Below are 19,075 nucleotides of genomic sequence, written 5' to 3'. Positions count from 1 at the left end.
CGGTCCTTGCGCCATACCTGCCGTAACTCGGCCATGACGATTCATCGAACAACGCAACACGCCCCTATCGTGTCTTTTGCCGACAGTCCTTAGCTTCGTGCCCCTTCGGACCAGAAAACCCAACAAAATCATGAACCAACGTTACTTCCTGCTCCCTGCCTTGCTGGTTGCTGGCGGCGCTATGGCCCAATGGGCGAACAGCGTACCGGCCCGCAAGGATTTCCGCGCCGCGACGCCCTCTCGCGATCACATTCAATCCATTCCTGCCCAGGAGAACGACAGCCGCGACGGCGGTGACGTGATCTGGAGCGAGGACTTCGCCAACGGGCTGGACGGCAATAATGGAGTCGGCGCCTGGACCGTTAGCGGCCCCAACGGCGCGATCTGGCGCCGCAAGACCACGGGTCCGCTGGGCGCTTACACTGGGGTCACGCAGATCATCCAGAGCACCACGGCTGCCAACGGCTTCATGATGTTCAACAGCGACAGCGCCAACTGCACTTGGGTGGGTAACACCCCAACCGCGCTGCCAACAGACCAGTTCACCGCATGGGAAGGCAGCTTGGAATCGCCCGTTCTCGATCTGAGCGCCACGCCTTACGTGGAACTCCAATTCCAGCAGCGCCTGCGTTACTGCTGCGATAATGCACCGCATTATGTGGAAGTGAGCACGGATGGCGGCGCCACCTGGCCCAATCGGTTCGCGGTGAGCGCTGATATCGCCGTGAACGCGGTGAGCCCCACCCAGACTCGCAAGGTGAACCTGAGCTGCGCCATCGAAGGCAACCCGAGCAGCGTGAAGATCCGCTTCCGCCACGACGGCGATATGGGCACCAGCCATTACCAGTGGCAGGTGGACGACGTGAAGATCGTGGAGCTCTACGACGCCGACCTTCGCGTGGTAAGCGCCTCTGCCAGCGCTTTTGACCTCGACCTGGCCGCGACCTACGATTCGCTCCGCTATTCCCTGTTCCCCTTCAACCAGCTTCGCCCTGTGCCTTTGAACATGACCGTGCTCAACAACAGCACCATCCCGCAGGACGGCACCGTGGCGAACTTCACGGTGACGCGCAGCGGCACTACGGTGCTCAACCAGGACCAGAGCCTCGGCACTTTCCCGCTCTGCCCTGCCGAGCAGAAGGTCTGGGTGAATCCTTCATTCACTCCGCCCGCTGAGGTCGGCACTTACGACGTGGCCTTCGCCATCTCCGCCACCAACCCGGACCTGACCCCTGCTGACAACACCGGTTCTGCCAGCTTCGGCGTGAGCCAGTACGATTACGCGCGTGACCTTGGGACCATCACCAGCTTCGAGGATGGCGCTGGCGACGGCAGCGTGCTGATCCTGGGCAACACCTTCTACATTGCCAATGCAACCAACCTGTACGCCGCCCGTGTGGCCCTGAACACGGGTTCCGAGATCGGCGCCATCATCACGGCCGAGCTTCGTGACGTGAGCCAGGCCGACTTCCCGATCATCGCTACCAGCGAGGAGGTCGTGGTAGCGCAGTCGATGCTCGGCGGCAACGGCAGCAGCAACTTCACCAACATCAATTTCAACCCGCCCGTGGCACTCGATGCCCAGATGGATTACATGCTCACCGTGCACTGCTACGGCAACATCCGCATCGGGAACAACGGCAACAGCGAGGAGCAGACCAGCTTCATCTACTACATCAGCCCCACCCAGGGCGAGGATTGGTTCTACACCACCACCACCCCGATGGTGCGCATGAGCTTCGATCCGACCGCCAGCGTGGGTGATTTCACTTCCTCTGCGGGCGTTGGACTGGGTCAGAACATCCCGAACCCCAGCCGCAACAGCACGGTGATCCCTTACACCTTGGATAAAGGCGCCAGCGTGGTCATCGAGCTGCACGATGTGAGCGGAAAGCTGGTGAAGCGCATTGCAGAGGGTTTCCGCCCTGCAGGCAGCTACCGCAGCCAGTTGAGCACGCAGGACCTCACCGAGGGCCTGTACCTCTACACCCTGCGCGCCGGCGATGTGACCCTGACCAAGCGCCTGAGCGTAGAGCGCTAGGCCTTCGGATCTGATTCCACGAGAGGGGCGCCTTGCGGCGCCCCTCTTCATTTCATCCCTCCTTGAACCGCACACCACAACCTTCGGGATGCGAGCGCCTTGATCCGCCGCTGGTCACACAAGGCTTCGTAGCCCTGAAACCCGCCTTGCTCGGCCTAGCAAGATTGGCAGGCGAAGTGACCCGTTCCATCCCTTGGAAATGAGGTGACGCGTGGTTTCTTTGCACCCTAACCCCTCGTGGATCCCGAAAACCTAAAACGATGAAGAAGATCTACTCGACCCTGCTGCTCAGCGTAGCCGTTGCCGGCACCGTGAGCGCGCAGAAAACGGCCTACCAAGGCCCTCGCTTCACCGCCAAGCCCTCTCTTGATCCTGCCGTGCAGGTGGGACCGCTTCTGGGTGGCGCGCGCAGTACCATCCTTTGGGAGAGCGATTTCTCCAACGCCAGCGATTGGGCAACCAGCACCAATCACGCGGGCACGATTCCAAGCCCGGTAGAATGGCAGATCGGCACCGGCCTGGTCTCAACGGGCCAATACGGTACCCCGGCGATCCAAAGCCCCACTGCAGACAATGGCTACGCCATGGTGAACTCCGATGGCGGCAACAACAACACCGCGAATCTGGAGCGTGCGAACCTGACCACAGCCAACTCCTTCAGCACCGTCGGTTACCCCAACGTGATCGTGGAGTTCCAAACGCAGTACCGCCGCTTCAATAATGAGCAGACCTATCTGGTTGTGAGCACCAACAACACCGATTGGCCAACCACGCTCGAGCCGACCACGGACATCAGCGCCTTCAACAACGTGTTCTACGTGTTCGAGCCTGGTGAACTCACGCAGGGCGTTTCTCCGGGCAATCCTACGCTGCGCCGCATCAACATCTCCGACGCCGCTGGCGATCAGCCGCAGGTATGGGTGCGCCTGCTCTTTGTCGGCATCTGGGGTTACGCATGGTACGTCGATGACTTCAAGGTGATGGACCAGCCCCCTTACGATTTGGTGATGGAGAGCGGTTTCTTGAGCCACACCGGCAACGGCGAGGAGTATGGCCGCATCCCGCAGAACCAGTTGAACCCCACGATGCAGATCGGTGGCGAGTACTTCAACTTCGGTGTGAATGCCGTGACCAACGCCACCGTGGCAATGAACGTCACCGGCCCGACACCCTTCCTGAGCACCAGCAGCCCTGTGAACCTTGCAAGCGGTGAGGCTGGGCTTTGGGATGAGAGCTTCACGTTGCCGGGCGCCATGGGTGTCGGCACTTACAACGCGACCTTCGGGCTTGCCGCTACGGAGACCCCGCAGGAGGACGACACGGACAACAACACCTATCTGCGCAACTTCGAAGTGAACAACGATTGGTACTCGCTGGATGGCATCGGCAACCACCCTGCCGGCTACCAATCGCTGACCTCCGTTGGCACCAACAGCTTCGAGGATGCCGCTGATGGCCTGGTGGTCTTCAACTACTATGAGATCGCCACGGCCACCACCGTCTATGGTTTGGAGATCGGCATCACCAACGCTTCACAAGAGGGCGCTTACTTCTTCCCTGCTGTTTGGGACACGTTGCTCAACGCTTCCGGCCAATTGGAGGCACCCCTCTACGAGAACCAGGATGTGACCGAGATCACTGCCGCGCACATCGCCGATGGCAAGGTGACGGTGATTTTCGACAGCCCGTACAATATCCAGCCCGGAGGTTACTTCGTCGGCATCAAGATGTACAGCAGCGGTGGGGCCACCAACATGCGCGTCATTGATGACCTCACTGTTCCCCAGCCCGGCCTGGCCGCTGGCATCGAGATTCCGCAGGATCAGGTGTACACCAACGGTAATGCTTACCACATCCGCTTGGCCATGAACTCCTCGATCGGCATCGACGAAGCCGACGAGCTCGCTGGCATCAGCATCTTCCCGAACCCCAGCACCGATGGCTTGCTGCAGTTCCGTGCGGAGCAGGGCGGCAGCTTCACCATCCAGGTCACGGACATGCTGGGCCGCGAGGTGCTGAATACCCGCACCACCGGCAGCTCCACCCTTGACCTTCGTGGAGAAGCCGCTGGCGTGTACACCGTGCGCGTGAGCGACGGCAAGGCCAGCACTGCGCAGCGCGTGACGCTGAAGTAAGGGATAGTCCAGTACAGGGAAGCCCCCGATGCGATCGCATCGGGGGCTTCTTCTTCTCATTGGGGCGATCAGGCCACCCAGGATCAGCCGCCCATTGCCTTCTTCACCTGCCGCATGAGGCTGCCCGCGAAGACGAACTCGTTGAGTTCCTTGTTGTCGCTGTTCAGAAGCTCTTCCCGGCTGCCCTCCCACCATTTGCGCCCCTTGTGGATGAAGAGGATGTGCTCCCCGGTCTCCATCACGCTGTTCATGTCGTGCGTGATCACCACGGTGGTGATGCCGGTCTCCTCGGTGATGGCCTTGATCAGGTCGTCGATGACGATGCTGGTCTGCGGGTCAAGACCGCTGTTGGGCTCGTCGCAGAAGAGGTATTGCGGCTCCATGGCGATGGCCCGGGCGATGCCCACGCGCTTCTGCATGCCGCCGCTCAGCTCCGCCGGGTAGAGCGCATCCTTGTCGATGATGCTCACGCGCTTCAGGCAGCTGTGGGCGCGATCCTCCATCTCTCCCTTCGGCATGGTGCCGAACATGCGCAGCGGGAACATCACGTTCTCGATCACTGAAAGGCTATCGAAGAGCGCGGAGCCCTGGAAGAGCATGCCGATGCGCTGGCGGATCAGGCGCTTCTCCTCGGGCTCCATGTCGTGGAAGGACCGCCCTTCATAGAGCACGCGTCCTTCTTCAGGCCTGTGCAGCCCCACCATGCACTTTGCCAGCACGCTCTTACCCGAGCCACTGCGGCCAATGACCTGGTTGACCTTCCCTTTCCGGAACTCCGCATCGATGCCCTCGAGCACCTGCACGCTGCCGAACCGCTTGCCGAGTCCTTCGACCGTGATCATAGCAGCAGCATCTGCGTGAGGATGAGGTTGGCCAACAGGATGGCCATGCTGCTGAACACCACCGCGCGCGTGCTGCTAACCCCCACCTCGCGGGTGCCGCCGCGAGTATAGTAGCCCTGGTAGGCGCTCACCGTGGCGATGAGGAAGGCGAACACGACGGTCTTGATGAGAGCGTACACCACATGGTAGACCTTGAAATCGAGCTGGATGCCGGTGAGGAAATCGTCGCTCTGGACGATGCCCGTCAGCACCCCAGCGAACCAGCCGCTGAATATCCCCAGGAACATGCTGATCATGATCAGGAAAGGGTTGATGACCATGGTGGCCACGATCTTCGGCAGGATGAGGTAGCCGGCGGAATTCACGCCCATGATGTCGAGCGCGTCAATCTGCTCTTTCACGCGCATGCTGCCGATCTCGGCGGCTATGCTGCTGCCCACCTTGCCCGCCAGGATCAGCGAGATCACCGTGGGGCTGAACTCCAGGATAGTGCTCTGGCGCGTAGCGAAGCCCACCACCCAGGCCTGGATCAGCGGGCTGTCCATGTTGGTCTTGGTCTGGATGGTGATCACTGCACCCATGAATGATGATAGCAGCGCCACGATGCCAAGGCTCTTCACTCCGAGCAGGTCCATCTCCTCCAAGGTGCGGGACCAGTAAAGGCTGAGGCGCTCAGGCCGCATGAAGGTCTCGCGCAGCAGCAGCAGGTACTGGCCGATATGGAAGAGGATGCGCAAGGCTGGATCGGGTGCGGGGCGAAAGTAGCCCGCACGCCCGCGCGCTTACCTTGGCGCCGCATGGGATTGCGCACGATGAGCCGTTGGTTGCCGATGCTGCTGTTGGCCTTGATGGCCATGGGCTGCGGGTCCCAGAAGCCGAAGAAATACCGGAAGAAGCGCGGCTGCGATTGCCCGCATTTCAATCACCTGCCGCCCAGATCAGGAGATGGCGCTCGTGCCAGCTCGATGCCGCCATCGGTCCCGGGTGCTGAAGCGGCGCGGGAAATCTGATACCCACGCTCATGCGCGCATCGTCACTGGATGCCTTGCGTGGCCATCTGCCCGAAGCCGCTTGGCCACCAGTGCTCGAATGGCTTCGCGCTCACCCCATTCAGGTGCGGGTCACCAGGCCGAGACGCTCGAAGCTGGGCGATTACCGCAACGACTTCAGGGGCTCCTCACCTCGCATCACGGTGAACGGCGACCTCAATCCGTACGCCTTCCTCGTCACCCTGGTCCACGAATTCGCGCACCACGCTGTATTCCTTGAATCGCCTCGCGCTGAACCGCATGGGGCGGAATGGAAGCGCGCCTATCAACGGCTGCTCCGACCCATGCTCAGCCCAGCTGTGGTGCCTCCTGACGTGCTGCTCGCCCTTACCCTTCACCTCCGACGGCCCGCAGCCAGCAGCTGCGCCGACCCCCAACTCATGCGCGCGCTCCACCGGCACGATCCCAGGCCCGGGCTATTGCTGGAACGATTGCCCGAACGGGCGGTCTTCGGGTACCACAAAGCCCTGTACGTGAAGGGACAGCGCCAGCGCACCCGGTACCGCTGCCTGTGCCTGAACGACTGCCGCACCTTCCTGATGCCGCCGCTGATTGAGGTTCGGGCGGCACAACCGCTGCCCCTGCCTGCAGCCGAGCCAATACCTTGCGGCCCGCATGACTCCTGAGCATTCCTGGTGCGTGATCATGGCCGGCGGCGTCGGAAGCCGCTTCTGGCCCATGAGCCGCACGGCCTATCCCAAGCAGTTCCTCGATTTCCTCGGATTGGGGCGCACGCTCCTCCAGCAGACCTACGACCGATTCCTGCCGCTTTGCGGAAGCGAGCGGATCCTGGTAGTGACCAACGCCCGCTACGCCGCCATCGTGCGCGAGCAATTGCCCGACCTGAATGCATGGCAGATCCTGGAGGAGCCGCAGCGGCGAAATACGGCACCTTGCGTGGCCTATGCCAATGCCGTGATCGGCGCTCGTGACCCCGATGCGCGGATCATCGTAGCGCCCAGTGACCACTTGGTATTGAAGGAAGAAGCCTTCCACGACACCATACGCTTGGCCGTGCGGCAGGCCGGTGCAAGCGATTGCCTCGTCACCCTTGGCATCATGCCCAGCCGGCCCGATACCGGCTACGGTTACATCCAGTTCACCGAGGGTGCGTCCACCGTGCATCCACGCGTGAAATCCGTGAAGACCTTTTCAGAGAAACCCGACCATGCCACCGCCCAGCGCTTCGTTGAGAGCGGCGATTTCCTCTGGAACGCGGGCATCTTCATCTGGAGCCTCAGGAGCATCAACAAGGCCTTCCATGACCACCTGCCTGAGATGAGCGCGCTTTTCGAGGCTCGCCGCAAAGACTTCGGCACGCCGCGAGAACCAGAGGCGATCGCATCGATCTATGCGGAGTGCGCCAGCGAGAGCATCGACTACGGCATCATGGAGAAGGCGGGCAATGTGCTCACTGTGGCCAGCGAGTTCGGATGGAGCGACCTGGGCACCTGGGGCAGCCTGTACACGCACCTCCCGAAGGATGAAGCCGGCAACGCCGCAATCGGGAGCGCGGTGAAGCTCTATGGATGCAGCGGCAATGTGGTGCATGCGCACGACGACCGCCTGCTGGTGCTGCAAGGCCTCGAGGATTGCATCGTGGTGAGCACGAACGACGCGCTCCTGGTATGCCGCAAGCGCGACGAGCAGCAGATCAAGCAATTCGTGAACGAGCTCACGGCCGAGAGCGGCGAACGCTACATCTGACCATTTCGAAACGCCTCGCACACGCCCGTGGCCAGCTACGAACTCATCACCGCGCAAGCTGCACTGGCCGCCCGCGCCGCGGAACTGGGCCGCGCTGAGATCATCGCCCTGGATACGGAAGCGAGCAGTTTCCACCGCTTCAAGGAGCAGGTTTGCCTGGTGCAACTCAGCACCCGCGACCGCACCTTCCTCGTTGACCCCTTGGTGCTCCCGGACCTGCGGCCATTGGCCCACCTGTTATCGGACAAGGCCATGGAAGTCGTGATCCACGACGCTGACTACGACCTGCGGATCCTGGCCAGGTACCATGGCATCCGGGTCGAGAACGTGTTCGACACGCTTGTGGCCGCTGAGCTGATCAACGAGCCGGAGATCGGCCTGGCCTCACTGCTGATGAAGTACCAGGGCGTGCAGGTGGACAAGAAGTTCCAGAAGGCCGATTGGAGCAAGCGCCCGCTCCCGGCAGACATGCTCAGCTATGCAGCCGGCGATACCAGCCACTTGATCGCGCTGCGCGATATCCTCAAGGAAAAGCTGATCGCCAAGAACCGATGGGATTGGGCCGTAGAGGAGTTCGGCCTGCTCACCGATGCGCCGTTCAATCTGCCTGTGGACGACGAGCCCGGCTTCCTGCGGATCAAGACCGCCAAACTGCTGAAGCCCCAGCAGCTGGCGATCCTCCGGGAGGTGCATGCCTTGCGCGAGCGAATTGCCGAGCGGATGGACCGCGCACCATTCATGGTGATGGGCAACGAGGCTTTGCTTTCCTTGGCCACCGATCCACCGAAATCAATGAAGGAGCTGAGCGCCCGCAAAGGCATCGGCGATCGGTTGCTGCAGCGCCACGGGAAGGATCTCCTGGAGGCCGTGAAGCGCGCGCAAGAATCGCCGAAGGACCAATGGCCTCAGGTGCCCCGAGGCAAGCGCTGGCCCCGGGATCCGGATTACGATGATCGACTCAAGCGCCTGAAACAAGTGCGCGATCGGCTCACCCAGGAGCACGACCTGCGCATGGGCATCGTGGCCAGCAACCAGATGCTCGCTGAAATGGCCCGGACCTTACCAGGTGACATCGCCGCGCTGGCAGCGGTGCCCGGCATGCGGCGCTATCAGGTGCAGCACTTCGGAGCGGACCTGCTCAAGGCGCTATAGGTCAGGCGCGTTCGCATTGGTGAGCAAACTCACCGATTCACATAGAGGCATAGCTATACGTTTGCGCCGTCCATGACCGCAATCACCACCACCGAGAGCCTGCACGAGCGGGTCGGACCTGAGAAGCTCGTCCGCGCCAGCGAATTGCTGCGGGCATCGGCCCATCCACAGCGGCTCGACATCCTCGATGCCCTTAGCCAGCACGCCCGGCTGTGCAACCGGGAGCTTGAGGGAATCCTCGGCATTGAGCAAGCCATCCTCAGCCAGCACCTCACCCTGATGCGCGATAAAGGCCTGCTCACCTGCGAGAAGGAAGGCAAGTACACCTACTGGAGCCTGAAGCGCACCGAGTTCATGAATATCGTCTCGTGCCTGGAGAACTGCTGCGAGCAACTATGAGCATGGAGATCCTCGGCTACATCGGCGCGATCATCATGGGCCTGTCCCTCGGCCTCATCGGCGGTGGCGGCAGCATCCTCACCGTGCCCATACTCGTGTACCTCTTCCATATCGATGCGGTGCTCGCCACGGCCTACTCGCTCTTCATCGTGGGCTTAACGAGCCTGATCGGCAGCCTCAGCCACATGCGCCTCGGCAACATCCACTGGCGCACAGCGGTGGTGTTCGGCATACCCAGCATCGCGGCGGTCTTCGCCACGAGGGCATGGCTGGTGCCAGCTTTGCCCGACCCGCTCTTCAACGCGGGCGGCGTTGCCGTGAGCAAGGCGCTGGGCATGCTCATCTTCTTCGCGCTGCTCATGGTGGCCGCAGCCTACAGCATGATCCGCAAGCCGAAGGCACCGAGCGGCGTCTCCGGCGAAGCAAAGTTCAACTATCCGCTGATCCTTGGGGAAGGTGCTGTTGTCGGCACCATCACGGGCCTGGTGGGCGCAGGCGGGGGCTTCCTCATCATCCCGGCGCTGGTGCTGCTGGCGAAGCTTCCCATGAAGCAGGCGGTAGGCACCTCGCTCATCATCATCGCGGCCAAATCGCTCATCGGCTTCACAGGCGACCTGCGGGGCGATGAGCTCATCGATTGGCGCTTCCTCGGCCTCTTCAGCGCAGTAGCGGTGCTCGGCATCCTTGCAGGATCCATGCTCAGTAAACGCATCCCCAACGAGAAGCTCAAACCCGCCTTCGGATGGTTCGTGCTCGTCATGGGCGTGTACATCATCGGAAGGGAACTCTCTCAACTCAGCTAACCCGTAAGGGCAGCGAATTCGCTGCCCCAACAACTCCCCGAGACCATGAAAATCGAACAGATCTATACCGGCTGCCTGGCACAGGGCGCATACTACATCGAGAGCAACGGCGAGGCGGTGATCATTGACCCGCTGCGTGAAACGCAACCCTATCTCGAGCGCGCGAAGCAGAGCGGCTCCAAGATCAAGTACGTGCTGGAAACGCACTTTCACGCCGACTTCGTGAGCGGCCATCTCGACCTCAGCAAGAAGACCGGCGCGCCCATCGTGTACGGGCCCAATGCGAATCCGCAGTTCGAGGCGCACATCGCTTCCGACGGAGAGGTGCTGAACGTGGGCAAGGTGACCATCACCGTGCTGCACACGCCTGGCCATACCATGGAGAGCACCACCTACCTCCTGAAGGATGAGAACGGCAAGCCGCACGCGATCTTCAGCGGCGATACGCTCTTCATCGGCGATGTGGGCCGTCCGGACCTGGCGCAGAAGATGGGATCACTGACGCAGGAGGACCTCGCCGGTTTCCTCTACGACAGCCTGCACAACAAGATCATGCCCCTGCCCGATGACGTGATCGTGTACCCCGCGCATGGTGCCGGCAGCGCTTGCGGCAAGAACATGAGCAAAGAGACCTTCGACACGCTGGGCAATCAGAAACGGGACAACTACGCGCTGAAGGCGGCCACGAAGGAGCAGTTCATCAAGGAAGTGACCGATGGCCTGCTTCCTCCGCCTGCCTACTTCCCGCAGAACGTGGCCTTGAACAAAGGCGTGATCGAGAGCGTGGACAGCGTGAAGGAACGCGGCATGCGCGCCCTCACCCCCGACCAATTCGAGCTGGTTGCCGAGACCGAAGGCGCGCTGGTGCTCGACACACGAAACGCTGAGGACTTCAAGGACGGCTTCATCCCGCGCAGCATCAACATCGGCATCAAGGGTGATTTCGCGCCATGGGTGGGCAGCATGATCCCTGATGTTAAGCACCCGCTCCTGCTCGTGACCGATGAAGGCATGGAGGAGGAAGCGGTGACCCGCCTCGCCCGCGTGGGCTACGACAATGTGCTCGGCTTCCTGAATGGCGGCATGAGCGCGTGGAAGGCGGGCGGCAAGGAGGCGGACACCATCGAGCGCATCGATGCAGAGGAATTCGCCAAGCGCTTGAATGCCGGCAAACTGCGCGTGGTGGACGTGCGCAAGGATGGCGAGTATGAGGCTGAGCACGTTGATGGCGCATGGCATGCCTCGCTGCAGTACATCAACCAGAACCTCGCGGCGTTCAGCAAGGAGGAGACGAACTACGTGCATTGCGCCGGTGGCTATCGGAGCATGATCGCAGTGAGCCTGCTGAAAGCGCGCGGCTATCACAACCTCGTGGAAGTGCGCGGCGGATTCAATGCGATAAAAAGGACCGGCGTGAAGGTGACGGATTACGTGTGCCCGAGCACGCTGATCAAGTAATCAGATAATGAGATGATCAGAGGATCAGATGATGTTCGCCAACCAAGGAGGCATTCCAATATCTGATCATCTCATTATCTGATCAACAACACCTCCCCGAACAATGCAAACCCCGGATCAGAAATTGAGAGGATCAGAAGTTCAGATGATGTATAACCGCCAAGGAGGCATTCCATTTCCTGATCATCTCATCATCTGATCATCTGATCACCACCACCATGCTCGAAGCGATCAAACAACCCTGGCCCTGGTACATCGCCGGCGCCCTCATCGGCCTCACGGTGCCCTACCTGCTGCTCGTGGGCAACAAGACCTTCGGGATCAGCAGTTCGCTGCGCCATTTGTGCGCGGCCTGTTTGCCCGCGAACATCTCCTTCTTCAAGTACGATTGGAAGAAGGAAGCATGGAACCTCTTCTTCGTGGGCGGCATCGCGGTGGGAGCTTTCATCGCCGCGCGCTTCCTGAGCGACCCGAACCCGATCGTGCTGGCCGAGCCGACCGCCGAATACCTCACGAGCAAGGGCATCACGGACACGGGCCATCTGCTGCCTGCCGAGATCTTCAGCTGGGAGCAGCTCTTCACCGTGCGCGGCCTGATCTTCTTCGTGATCGGCGGTTTCCTCGTGGGCTTCGGCACGCGCTACGCTGGCGGCTGCACCAGTGGCCACGCCATCATGGGCCTCAGCAGCCTGCAGTGGCCCAGCTTGGTGGCCACCATCATGTTCATGGTCGGCGGCATCATCATGACCTGGTTCATCCTTCCCTTCCTCCTCACACTCTGAAGACATGAAGAACGACTTCCAACAGGCACCAGCCGCTGACCTGCAGAAGCGTGAGCTCGACGCGATCTGCGTGAATGAGAGCGAGCTGGTGCACCCGTGGTGGCACAACTTCAAGTACAGCGCCTGGGGCATCCTCTTCGGCATCGTCTTCGTCAAGGCCGAGATCATCAGCTGGTTCCGCATCCAGGAGATGTTCCGCTTCGAGAGCTTCCACATGTACGGCGTGATAGGCACGGCGGTGGTGGTCGGGCTCATCAGCGTGCAGCTCATCAAGCGCACGAAGGCAAGGACCATCCACGGCGAGGAGATCCACATCCCGAAGAAGGAGTTCAACAAGGGCCAGGTGATCGGTGGCCTGCTCTTCGGCCTCGGCTGGGCCATCACCGGCGCTTGCCCTGGTCCGCTGTTCGCTCAAATGGGGGCGGGCTTCAGCGTGGTGATCGTGACCTTCGTGAGCGCGGTCGCGGGCACCTGGGTGTACGGCCTTCTTCGCGAGAAACTGCCTCACTGATCACGCACGGCCATGCTCGTGCCTGCGATCGTCCTTCTCGCCACCATCCTTGTCCTGGTGGTGCTCTACGTGCTCGATGATGCGCTGGCCACCTTGCAGGAGCGCATCGGGCATCCGCGCAAAGGAGGCCTGAGCTGGAGCAAGCGCATCACCTGGATCCTGCTCGCGCTCGTGGTCGCTCAGTTCTTCCTTCCTCCCGACCTCCTCGACACGAAAGCACCAGCCCCTGAGCCGCTGCCGCAAGCTGCCTCTTATGATCCGGATGGCCTGTGGAGCGGTGCTGACACCACGAGATTGGCCTTCCTCGATGACGAACGCGAAGTCCTGGTCCGCTACGGCCGCGAGCTGATCGCGAACACCGCGCACTACATCGGCCCGAACGGAACGGTGATGCAGAACACGAACGCGCTGAATTGCCAGAACTGCCACCTCGATGCCGGCACCAAACCCTGGGGCAACAACTACGGCGCTGTCTGGAGCACCTATCCGAAGATCCGTGCGCGCAGCGGGAAGCTCGAGACCGTGGTGAAGCGCGTGAACGATTGCGTGGAACGCAGCCTGAACGGCACCCCGCTGGACAGCACCGGCCGTGAGATGCGCGCCATCGTGGCCTATTTGGAATGGTTGGGCACCGGGATCCCGCGTGACCAGAAGCCCAAGGGATCGGGCATCGTGGAACTGGCCTTCCTCGATCGCGCGGCAGACCACAAGCGCGGTGAGCAGGTCTTCGATCTCAAATGCGCTTCGTGCCACGGCAAGGACGGGCAAGGCATGCTGAAGGCCGATGGCGTCACGCGACTCTATCCGCCGCTGTGGGGGCCATTGAGCTACAACAATGGCGCAGGGCTCTATCGCCTAAGCCGCTTCGCCGGATACGTGAAAGCCAACATGCCGCAGGGCGTGACCCACAAGGCTCCGCAGCTCACTGATGAAGAAGCCTGGGACGTGGCCGCCTATGTGAACTCCCAGCCGCGTCCGGATCGGGATCTCACCGGTGACTGGCCTGACATCAGCAAGAAACCCGTCGATCATCCATTCGGGCCTTTCGCCGACGGCTTCACGGAGCAACAGCACAAATACGGTCCCTTCGGGCCTATCGTCGCCTACTACAAGAACCCATGAGCGAGATCATCCACCCGCCCGGCTGCACCTGCAGCGACCATGATGAGGCCGCGTACAGCGTGAGCCGGAGGCAAGCACTGAAATCGCTTGGTGCCTTGGGCGCGGGGCTGACGCTGGGCCCCACGGTGGCCATGGGCGCGCTTGGCGATGCGCAAAGCCGCGATGAGCTCGTTCGCAGCAACGCCCTTCAGAGCGGAAAAGCCGAGAAGTTCACCATCCTCTTCACGAGCGACATACACGCGCAACTGCACACGCACGACGAGTTCTTCATGGAGAACGGCAAGCCCGTGTACAAGAAACGCGGCGGCTACGGTGTGCTGAAGACGATGATCGATAAGCTGCGCGCGGAGGATCCGGCCAACACCCTCGTGATCGATGGTGGTGATTGTTTCCAAGGAGGCGGTGTTGCGGCCATGAGCGAGGGCCGCGCGATCGTGCCGTTGATGAACCGCATCGGCTACGACCTGATCCTGCCCGGCAACTGGGAAGTGGTGTACGGCAAGGAAATGATGCTGAAGGACCTCGGCGGCTACCGCGCGGCGAAGATCTGCGCGAACATGTGGCACGAGAAACTGGCGGACTACTGCGGTGACACGAAGGACCCCAACGCCGACCTCGTGGGCGAGATGATCTTCCAGCCCTACTGGACGCGCATGATCGCCGGGGTGAAGATCGGCTTCATCGGCTACAACGATCCGCTCACGCCCAAACGGCAGTCACCGGCGTACAGCTGTGGCATCAAGTTCACGAAGCCGGAGGTGAACGTGGCGAAGTACATCCGCATCCTGCGCGATTACGAGCAGTGCGCCATGGTCTTCCTGGTCACGCACATGGGCCTCGCGCAGCAAGTGGACCTGGCGAACAAGCCCGAGGTGGAAGGCGCGGACCTGATCCTCGGTGCCGATACGCACGAACGCGTGCGCAAACCCATCGCGGCGAAGTACAGCAAGGTGGTGGAGCCCGGCTCCTTCGGATCGTTCCTCGCTCGCTTGGATGTGGTCGTTGAGGACGGCAAGGTGAAGGACAGCCACTACGAGCTGCTGGATGTGGACCCGGAGAAGTACCCGGCGGACCAGGGCATGCTCCAACTCGTGGACGAGGTGAGCGCGCCGTACAAGGAGCAGCTGGGCAAGGTCGTCGGCAGCACGAAGAACACGCTGGTGCGCTACTACGTGATCGAGAACCCGATGGACAACCTGATCACCGACGCGCTGATGTGGAAGCTGAAGCCGGACATCGCGATCAGCAACGGCTTCCGCTTCTGTCCGCCGATCGTGGCCGATGGCAAGACCCCGACACCCATCACCAACGACCACCTGTGGAGCATGATCCCGGTGGACAGCGACGCCAAGTACGGCGAGGCGACCGGTCAGCAGGTGTGGGACTGGCTGGAGAAGGAACTGCATAACGTGTTCGCGAAGGATCCGGCGAAGCGCTTCGGCGGCTGGGTGGTGCGTTTCCAAGGCATGACGGCCAACTTCACCATGCACAACGACATGGGCAAACGCGTGAACTGGATCAAGGTGGGCAAGAAGCCGATCGACCTGTCGCGCAGCTACCTCATCGCCGCCTGCGAACGCGAAGGCGATCCCGATGACACGCTATGCCGCATGGAGAAGGTGAAGAACCCGCGCCGCGCGAACATCACCATGCACACCATCCTGCGTGAGTACTTCGGCAAGTTCTCCCCGGTGGCACCGAAGGTGGAAGGGCGGATCACCGCTACGGACGCGCCGCAGGACCTGTTGAGCCAGCTGGAGGGGTATGACTACGAGTTCAGGTAGGACGGCGCCGCCGTGCTTGGACTTTGGACTGAGCGAAGTCGAAGGCCTCCAAGTCCTCGCCGTTGCTTCGTCGTTCCACCTCGCAACGGCTCCGGGCTTTTCGGTACGATCCCCACCGCAAAACGATCACTTGGCTTGTGCCGATTCGATGAGTGCGATCTCTGTGGCATCCAATCCATACAGTTCGAAGATCGCCTCATTGATACGCTGCTCCAGGTGCGCAGCCTTGTCTTCTGCCATCTTATCCTTCAAGTGTCCGTGCTTGGCGAACTGGTCTTTTTTAAAAGTAACCAGCGACTTCGTCAATACGGAGACCCGCGCTTTGGACTCTTCCTCCGATTTGGTTTTCGCGACCTTGATGGGTATGGATAGGATCGCCTCCTTCTTGATCTTCGGGAAAGTCCTCTTCTGGTCGGAATGGACTTTACCCCAGAAGTAGCGATTCAAACGGCTGTTCATCACACCTAACACGAAGTACAGGTCTGGGGCGTTCGATGCCCGCCCATAGACGTTGTAGAGGGAGTTCATCGCGAACAGCCCGCCAGGAACAACTGTGGCGATAGGGTAGTGACCCACTTGGCGAATACAGATCCTGTCTTGTTGATGGATCGTTTCGTTTCCACCGCTCTTCACGCCCTCAGAGGTGAAAAGGACAAAGAGGGATTGTGACCGAAGACCGAAGGATTCGATATCGGCACCATCTACCACGGGCTGGTAGCTCTTGCTGAGTTTCTTATCGGCGACATGCTTCTTTCTGTCCCATGCCTGAATACCGAAGTAAGCACCGTGCGTATCACCCAGAGGGCGTGACTGTCCCTGTATCTTTTGAATGAGCCTCTTGTCGGAGGCGCTTACGTCCAAGATGAAGTCGGCTCTCGGGTTTGCTGCGAACGAAGCCTGTTCCACTAAGCCGATCGGGCGTGGCTCGAAAGCTTCGTCAGCCTTGATCACCTTCAACTTGCCCTTGGCTCTTGCGTCCGCCTTCGTTGTAATAAAGACGCAGGTGTCAACGCTGGCCTGGCTGAAGACGTTATAGTTGAGGAGCAGTATCTCGTCCAATTTCGTCCTATCGAGCAGCAATCTACGCAATGGTTCAGCGTGGATATTCTTCAAGAAGGTGTTCGGTGTGATGAATCCCAGCTTTCCATTTGGCGCGAGGAGATTGATCGCCCGTTCAACGAAAAGTTGATAGGTGTCGATCTTGTACCGAGCCGTGTTGTATTTGTTGGAGGCGTAGCTGAAGAATTCTTTCGTCTCCAGGTTCTGAAGTAGAACGTAGGGTGGGTTGCCGATAACAGCGTCGAATCCTCCTGCTGGCCGTGCGTACGGAGCGTACGGAGCCTGCGGTTCTTCCACCCCGCTGATCCCTTGCTTACGCAATAACGCAGCCGCTCTTTCTTGTTGCTCTTCAAAGTCCTGCTTCACCCGTCTTGCCTGAGCGAGCAGTTCTTGATCCATGTCGGGCTTCCTGATCTTGAAGACTTGTGGGAAGGACCGTTGCCAGTTGAACGGCCGGATCTTTCGGTCGCCGCCAAGGTCCAACTCAGCATCGTAGTAGTCGGTGTCGATCAGACTATTACCCCACAACACGTTCTCATCCAACGTCGGCAAGATGCGCTCGTGGGCGAAGTCCAAGCTGTGCTGGATGCTTGCTGTGGTCTCACCTTCCATGCACTTCAGTAGCAGGCTCAGTTTGGTGACCTCCACGGCATTGGGGTCCAGGTCCACACCATACAGGTTGTTGAGCAGGACCTCCTTCTTCACCGCGCTGGTCAACTCACCATCCGGGCGCAGCACTTCATCTCTCTTCTTTCCTTTCATCGGTGCATGCTCCCGGTAGTAGTTCTTGTGCCAGTCGAGGAGGTACTGATAGGCGCCCAAGAGAAAGCTCCCACTGCCGCAAGCCGGGTCCAGCACCTTCAATTCCTTCACTTCCTTGGGTGTTTTCCCTTTGATGAGTTCGCCGACGGTCCGCTGCACGATGTAGTCCACGATGTACTGCGGCGTGTAGTACACGCCACCGGCTTTCCGCACTTCCGGTTTTTGCTCGATGCTGGCGATATGGCCTTTGCCGATGACGATGCGCTTGCCGAGGAACTGCTCGTAGGCACTACCCAGGATCTCCACGCTCAGTACGCTGAATTCGTAAGGGCTTTTCGGGTAGTACAGATCCTCGATGATGGTGCGGATGATCTTGTTCTCGATCACCACGTTCGCGCTCACCTTGTCCTTGCGGAAGTCGAACAACCCGCTGTTGTACTTGGTGTCTGCGCGTCGGAAGAGCTTGAAGAGATTCGGATACAGGTCGCCGCCTTCCTTGGTGCAGGCCATCAACTCGCCGTAGGGTTCAACGCCGCGGTCCTCGGCAATGCGCAGGAAGATGATGCGGTCGATGGTCTGTTGCACAACGTGGTTCAACGACTCTTCGTCGAGGTCCCGGTTCTTCAAGCTGATGTTGGTGGCCAGGTAAGTACGCCAGCTATCCAAGCTCTCCAGGAATGCAGCATCAACGGAGGCCGTACCGCGCTTTCCACGATCGCTTTTGATGAACTGGTCAAAGCTTCCTTTGCGGACCTGCTCCTTGCTGAAGGTGTTCCACAGGAATTCGAACTCCTTGTCGTAGTCCTCGAAAGTGATGTACTTGATACGGGCTACAGCGGCCTTGTCCTCCTGCTTCGGTTGCTTGCTGCAATCGTAAACGCTGAACTCCTCAAAGTCAGTGAGGATGCTAATGGGAAGTTTGGCGCTCCAGGCATAACGACGAACCTGGTAGGCCGGCTCCACTTCGCTCTTCACCTTCACGAACGGCTTCTTGGCCTCCACGAAGAACAGCCGCTTCCCGCCTTCTAGTCTGAAGCTGTAGTCCGGTGCTTTCAACGCCTTCCCCACCTTCACGCGATCCTCATGGATCACCTCTCTATATGCCTCGGCATTGCCCGCGCTATTGTCCACATCCCAGCCCAGGGCTTTGAAGAAGGGGTCAATGAAATCGCGACGGACCTGGGTCTCGTTGTAATCGGAGCGCTTGTAACTCTGGTATTGCTCGCGGAATCGAGCGACCAGTTCGGCTACCGCAGTGCGTGCGGCCTCTTTGGTGGGTGAAGGTGGCATGACGGAAATTCCAGCAGCAATTCTTCGGCAACTTACCAACCCCAAGCCAACCGAACTGGGATCCGTGTTAGTGGGATATGAACTTCAGCCGCGTGATCGGCTTTTCGCGTTAGGGACAGCAGCGGGTAGCCCACAGCCGACCGAGGCACGAGGGCGGCGAGGACTGCGAGCGAATGGCC

At 60.5% G+C, this 19,075-nt stretch carries 15 protein-coding genes; 12 read left to right on the top strand and 3 right to left on the bottom strand.

The window, feature by feature from the left end:
- Positions 1-130 precede the first annotated feature (130 nt).
- Both IPK70_10460 and IPK70_10455 read left to right on the top strand, forming a co-directional pair.
- On the top strand, positions 131-2,041 hold the full coding sequence (locus IPK70_10460) for a T9SS type A sorting domain-containing protein (protein MBK8227582.1): 1,911 nt from the start codon (positions 131-133) through the stop codon (positions 2,039-2,041).
- A 260-nt stretch (positions 2,042-2,301) separates the two neighbouring features.
- Positions 2,302-4,176 carry a T9SS type A sorting domain-containing protein gene (locus tag IPK70_10455; GenBank protein MBK8227581.1) on the top strand — a complete coding sequence of 625 codons (1,875 nt, stop codon included), beginning with the start codon at positions 2,302-2,304 and terminating at the stop codon, positions 4,174-4,176.
- 83 nt (positions 4,177-4,259) lie between these two features.
- On the opposite strand, the gene IPK70_10450 is transcribed toward IPK70_10455, so the two are convergent.
- On the bottom strand, positions 4,260-5,018 hold the full coding sequence (locus IPK70_10450; protein ID MBK8227580.1) for an ATP-binding cassette domain-containing protein: 759 nt from the start codon (positions 5,016-5,018) through the stop codon (positions 4,260-4,262).
- Positions 5,015-5,755 (bottom strand): ABC transporter permease, encoded by a 741-nt coding sequence (locus IPK70_10445; protein MBK8227579.1) that lies wholly within the window; start codon positions 5,753-5,755, stop codon positions 5,015-5,017. Before IPK70_10445 ends, IPK70_10450 begins: the two co-directional genes overlap by 4 nt.
- A 284-nt stretch (positions 5,756-6,039) precedes the next feature.
- Here IPK70_10445 and IPK70_10440 point away from each other — a divergent pair, with 284 nt between their 5' ends.
- From IPK70_10440 to IPK70_10395, 10 genes are all read left to right on the top strand, one after another.
- Positions 6,040-6,693, top strand: a complete 654-nt coding sequence (locus tag IPK70_10440; GenBank protein MBK8227578.1) for a SprT-like domain-containing protein — start codon at positions 6,040-6,042, stop codon at positions 6,691-6,693.
- The gene (locus tag IPK70_10435; protein ID MBK8227577.1) at positions 6,683-7,774 is read left to right on the top strand and encodes an NTP transferase domain-containing protein; all 1,092 of its coding nucleotides are present in this window, start codon (positions 6,683-6,685) and stop codon (positions 7,772-7,774) included. The genes IPK70_10440 and IPK70_10435 overlap by 11 nt, the downstream gene beginning before the upstream one ends.
- A gap of 27 nt (positions 7,775-7,801) precedes the next feature.
- Positions 7,802-8,926, top strand: coding sequence for a ribonuclease D (locus IPK70_10430; protein ID MBK8227576.1), 1,125 nt, complete (start codon positions 7,802-7,804; stop codon positions 8,924-8,926).
- A 72-nt stretch (positions 8,927-8,998) separates the two neighbouring features.
- Positions 8,999-9,325: a winged helix-turn-helix transcriptional regulator gene (locus IPK70_10425; GenBank protein MBK8227575.1), complete on the top strand. Its 327-nt coding sequence runs from the start codon at positions 8,999-9,001 to the stop codon at positions 9,323-9,325.
- Between the two features lie 2 nt (positions 9,326-9,327).
- Positions 9,328-10,128 carry a sulfite exporter TauE/SafE family protein gene (locus IPK70_10420; protein MBK8227574.1) on the top strand — a complete coding sequence of 267 codons (801 nt, stop codon included), beginning with the start codon at positions 9,328-9,330 and terminating at the stop codon, positions 10,126-10,128.
- A gap of 45 nt (positions 10,129-10,173) precedes the next feature.
- Positions 10,174-11,586 (top strand): MBL fold metallo-hydrolase, encoded by a 1,413-nt coding sequence (locus tag IPK70_10415; GenBank protein ID MBK8227573.1) that lies wholly within the window; start codon positions 10,174-10,176, stop codon positions 11,584-11,586.
- A gap of 218 nt (positions 11,587-11,804) precedes the next feature.
- Complete coding sequence (locus tag IPK70_10410; protein ID MBK8227572.1) at positions 11,805-12,368, top strand: YeeE/YedE family protein; 564 nt, start codon at positions 11,805-11,807, stop codon at positions 12,366-12,368.
- A gap of 4 nt (positions 12,369-12,372) precedes the next feature.
- Entirely contained in the window at positions 12,373-12,879 is a 507-nt protein-coding gene (locus IPK70_10405) for a YeeE/YedE family protein (GenBank protein MBK8227571.1), read from the top strand.
- A 12-nt stretch (positions 12,880-12,891) separates the two neighbouring features.
- The gene (locus IPK70_10400) at positions 12,892-14,001 is read left to right on the top strand and encodes a c-type cytochrome (protein ID MBK8227570.1); all 1,110 of its coding nucleotides are present in this window, start codon (positions 12,892-12,894) and stop codon (positions 13,999-14,001) included.
- Positions 13,998-15,785, top strand: a complete 1,788-nt coding sequence (locus IPK70_10395; protein MBK8227569.1) for a 5'-nucleotidase C-terminal domain-containing protein — start codon at positions 13,998-14,000, stop codon at positions 15,783-15,785. Before IPK70_10400 ends, IPK70_10395 begins: the two co-directional genes overlap by 4 nt.
- A 126-nt stretch (positions 15,786-15,911) precedes the next feature.
- Here the strand turns inward: IPK70_10395 and IPK70_10390 are convergent, their stop codons facing one another.
- Complete coding sequence (locus tag IPK70_10390; GenBank protein ID MBK8227568.1) at positions 15,912-18,896, bottom strand: N-6 DNA methylase; 2,985 nt, start codon at positions 18,894-18,896, stop codon at positions 15,912-15,914.
- Positions 18,897-19,075: the final 179 nt, after the last annotated feature.

The organism is Flavobacteriales bacterium (assembly GCA_016712535.1).
GTDB lineage: Bacteria > Bacteroidota > Bacteroidia > Flavobacteriales_F > PHOS-HE28 > PHOS-HE28.
The sequence above is the reverse complement of the archived record's forward strand: the minus strand, read 5'-3'. Positions and strand labels throughout refer to the sequence as shown.

Coding starts and splice junctions, on each gene's coding strand:
- IPK70_10460 (MBK8227582.1), top strand. CDS start 131: ATGAACCAACGTTACTTCCTGCTCCCTGCCTTGCTGGTTGCTGGCGGC.
- IPK70_10455 (MBK8227581.1), top strand. CDS start 2,302: ATGAAGAAGATCTACTCGACCCTGCTGCTCAGCGTAGCCGTTGCCGGC.
- IPK70_10450 (MBK8227580.1), bottom strand. CDS start 5,018: ATGATCACGGTCGAAGGACTCGGCAAGCGGTTCGGCAGCGTGCAGGTG.
- IPK70_10440 (MBK8227578.1), top strand. CDS start 6,040: ATGCGCGCATCGTCACTGGATGCCTTGCGTGGCCATCTGCCCGAAGCC.
- IPK70_10435 (MBK8227577.1), top strand. CDS start 6,683: ATGACTCCTGAGCATTCCTGGTGCGTGATCATGGCCGGCGGCGTCGGA.
- IPK70_10425 (MBK8227575.1), top strand. CDS start 8,999: ATGACCGCAATCACCACCACCGAGAGCCTGCACGAGCGGGTCGGACCT.
- IPK70_10420 (MBK8227574.1), top strand. CDS start 9,328: ATGGAGATCCTCGGCTACATCGGCGCGATCATCATGGGCCTGTCCCTC.
- IPK70_10415 (MBK8227573.1), top strand. CDS start 10,174: ATGAAAATCGAACAGATCTATACCGGCTGCCTGGCACAGGGCGCATAC.
- IPK70_10410 (MBK8227572.1), top strand. CDS start 11,805: ATGCTCGAAGCGATCAAACAACCCTGGCCCTGGTACATCGCCGGCGCC.
- IPK70_10405 (MBK8227571.1), top strand. CDS start 12,373: ATGAAGAACGACTTCCAACAGGCACCAGCCGCTGACCTGCAGAAGCGT.
- IPK70_10400 (MBK8227570.1), top strand. CDS start 12,892: ATGCTCGTGCCTGCGATCGTCCTTCTCGCCACCATCCTTGTCCTGGTG.
- IPK70_10395 (MBK8227569.1), top strand. CDS start 13,998: ATGAGCGAGATCATCCACCCGCCCGGCTGCACCTGCAGCGACCATGAT.
- IPK70_10390 (MBK8227568.1), bottom strand. CDS start 18,896: ATGCCACCTTCACCCACCAAAGAGGCCGCACGCACTGCGGTAGCCGAA.